Source organism: Thermomonas sp. (assembly GCF_020850895.1).
In the GTDB taxonomy this organism is placed as follows: Bacteria; Pseudomonadota; Gammaproteobacteria; order Xanthomonadales; family Xanthomonadaceae; genus Thermomonas.
In genome coordinates, this window is sequence record NZ_JADZDS010000099.1 from 1 (window position 1) to 2,646 (window position 2,646).

The 2,646-nt window shown below is 64.0% G+C and carries 4 protein-coding genes; 2 read left to right on the plus strand and 2 right to left on the minus strand.

Annotation, left to right across the window (positions count from 1 at the left end):
- The coding region (trpE, locus tag IT472_RS08685) for an anthranilate synthase component I (protein WP_297180916.1) at positions 1 to 1,450 on the minus strand (1,450 nt) is incomplete at its 3' end.
- 264 nt (positions 1,451 to 1,714) lie between these two features.
- On the opposite strand from trpE, the gene IT472_RS08690 reads away from it, so the two are divergent.
- Positions 1,715 to 1,936: an AbrB/MazE/SpoVT family DNA-binding domain-containing protein gene (locus tag IT472_RS08690; protein ID WP_297180918.1), complete on the plus strand. Its 222-nt coding sequence runs from the start codon at positions 1,715 to 1,717 to the stop codon at positions 1,934 to 1,936.
- A 6-nt stretch (positions 1,937 to 1,942) separates the two neighbouring features.
- The gene (locus tag IT472_RS08695; protein WP_297180920.1) at positions 1,943 to 2,356 is read left to right on the plus strand and encodes a type II toxin-antitoxin system death-on-curing family toxin; all 414 of its coding nucleotides are present in this window, start codon (positions 1,943 to 1,945) and stop codon (positions 2,354 to 2,356) included.
- A gap of 17 nt (positions 2,357 to 2,373) precedes the next feature.
- Here IT472_RS08695 and IT472_RS08700 read toward each other — a convergent pair whose 3' ends face one another.
- The gene (locus IT472_RS08700) at positions 2,374 to 2,610 is read right to left on the minus strand and encodes a hypothetical protein (RefSeq protein WP_297180922.1); all 237 of its coding nucleotides are present in this window, start codon (positions 2,608 to 2,610) and stop codon (positions 2,374 to 2,376) included.
- Positions 2,611 to 2,646: the final 36 nt, after the last annotated feature.

Genomic DNA, 2,646 nt, shown 5'->3' on the forward strand with positions numbered 1-2,646 from the left:
CCGCACGGAACAGGGCGCGGCCCTTGTTCATGGTTTCTTCCCATTCTTTTTGCGGGTCGGAATCGAACACGATGCCGGCGCCGGCCTGCACATGCAGGCGGCCGCCCTGGATCACCGCGGTGCGGATGGCAATGGCGGTATCGGCATCGCCGTGCCAGCCGATGTAGCCGATCGCGCCGGCATACACATTGCGCTTGATCGGTTCGAGCTCGCGGATGATTTCCAGCGCGCGGATCTTCGGCGCGCCGCTGACGGTGCCGGCGGGGAAGGTTGCGCGAAGGACATCGGCATAGCTCAGGCCATTCTGCAACGCGCCGGTCACTTCGCTGACGATGTGCATGACGTGGCTGTAGCGTTCGATCACGAACTGCTCGCCCACCTCCACGCTGCCGGCCACCGACACTCGCCCGGCATCATTGCGACCAAGATCGATCAGCATCAGATGTTCGGCGCGCTCCTTCGGGTCGGCCAGCAATTCCGCTTCCAGCATTTGATCTTCTTCCGCCGTCTTGCCGCGCGGACGGGTGCCGGCAATCGGCCGCACCGTCACCTTGCCCGCCTGCTGGCGCACCAGGATTTCCGGCGAGGAGCCCACCACCTGGGTGCCGCCGACATCGAGGAAATACATGTACGGCGACGGGTTCAATGCGCGCAGTGCGCGATACACATCCACCGGGCGTGCGGAAAACGGCACGCTCATGCGCTGGCTGAGTACCACCTGGAAGGCATCACCACTGCGGATGTAGTCCTGCGCTTTCTCCACCGCATCGATGAAGCCCTCGCGGGTGAAGCCACTGACGAAATCTGCTTCATCCAGCGCCGCCGGACGCAGGGTTTCCGGATACGGCGCGCCGCCGTGGCGCAGCCGGTGGGTCAGCGCATCCAGCCGCCGGTTGGCCTGCGCCCAGGCCTGCGGCGCGTGCGGATCGGCGTGCACGATCAGGTACAGGCGGCCTTTCAGATTGTCGAACACCGCCAGCTCATCGCTTTGCATCAGCAGGATGTCGGGCGTGCCCAGCTCGTCGGGCTTGGCATTGGCGCGCAGGCGCGGCTCGATGTATTCGATGCACTCGAACCCGAACCAGCCCACCAGGCCGCCATTGAAGCCGGGCAGGCCATCCAGCTGCGGCACCTTGTGGGCGGCACGCAGGCGCTCGACCTCGGCCAGCGGATCGGCCACCTCGCGCGTTTCGACCAGCTCGCCGTGCGCGCGCACGCTGAACGCATGGCCGCGGAATTCGTACACCGTGCGCGCCGGCAGGCCGATGATCGAATAGCGGCCGAAGCGCTCGCCGCCTTCCACCGATTCGAACAGATAGGTATGCGGGCCGTCGGCCAGCTTCAGGTAGACCGACAGCGGGGTGTCGAGGTCGGACAGCACCTCGCGCACCACCGGGATCAGGGTGTAACCGTCAGCGGCGTACTGCTGGAACTGGGCGTGCGTGATCATGCGAAACGTCCTTCAAAACGAATGGGCAGGCGAAAGCGGCGGCATTGCCACGCCACCATCGCCAGCCGTGCTCGAAGGAAGGAATCGCCCGGTTCATGCGGCAAGCGTAGCCGGGCCGGCCCTGCACAGGCAAATGGCCAGTCGTCATGCCCAATCGACGCAACAGCGAGACACTCACCCGCCCATCCAATGGTTTTGCGATGGGGCAATGCATGTATTACAATCGTTATAACTTCTGTCAATAACCTGCACGGGCGGTTCACCATGAAGCTCAAGATTTCCGCCATCGGCAATTCCGCCGGGATCATCCTGCCCAAGGAGTTGCTTGCGCGCCTGCGGCTGGAAAAAGGCGATGAGCTGTACGTGCTGGAAACCCCGGACGGCATCCGCCTGACCACGTTTGATCCGGTGTTTGCCGCACAGATGGAAGTGGCCGAGAAAATCATGCGCGACGACCGCGACCTGCTGCGCAAGTTGGCGCAGTAAGCACGCATGATTCTCTGGATCACGCGCGCACTGGCGCTGGCCATCCACGAGCGCCAGTTGTCCGAGCATGGCGGCGGCGAAGGCGTGCGCGACGAGTCTTTGCTGCAATCCGCGCTCGCACGTCCGCAGCAGTTGTTCGCCTATGGCGACCCGCCACTGGATCTTGCCGCACTGGCTGCCAGCCTGGCCTTCGGGTTGGTGCGCAATCATCCGTTCGTGGATGGCAACAAGCGCACCGCACACGTTTGTTATCGCGTGTTCCTCGCCATGAACGATGTCGACTTGCGGGCCAGCGCCGAAGAAAAGTACCTGCACATGCTGCAACTTGCCGAAGACAGTCTCGACGAAGGCGCATTCGCCGACTGGCTGCGCCCGCGCCTGCGTACCCAGCGCAGCAATCGCGTGCAGGAACCACGCTGACGTGTACTGATCGCCGGCTAGCTCGTCGCGCCATCAAGCTGGACCGCCGTCATCGACAGCGAACCCAAGGCATAACCGTCCACCAGCACCTCGGCGGTGGAATTCGCCGCCGCGGCCAGCCCGGCCAGAAACAGCAGCGACAGGAAATGATTGGGCGTGGGCACGGCCATGCGGTAATCGCGATGCGATGCCAGCGCGGCGCTGTCGCCGCGGCTATTGAAGAACACCCCGCCGATGCCGGTCACTTTGGCCATGGTTTGCTCCACGAATACAGAGCGCTGACCTTACGC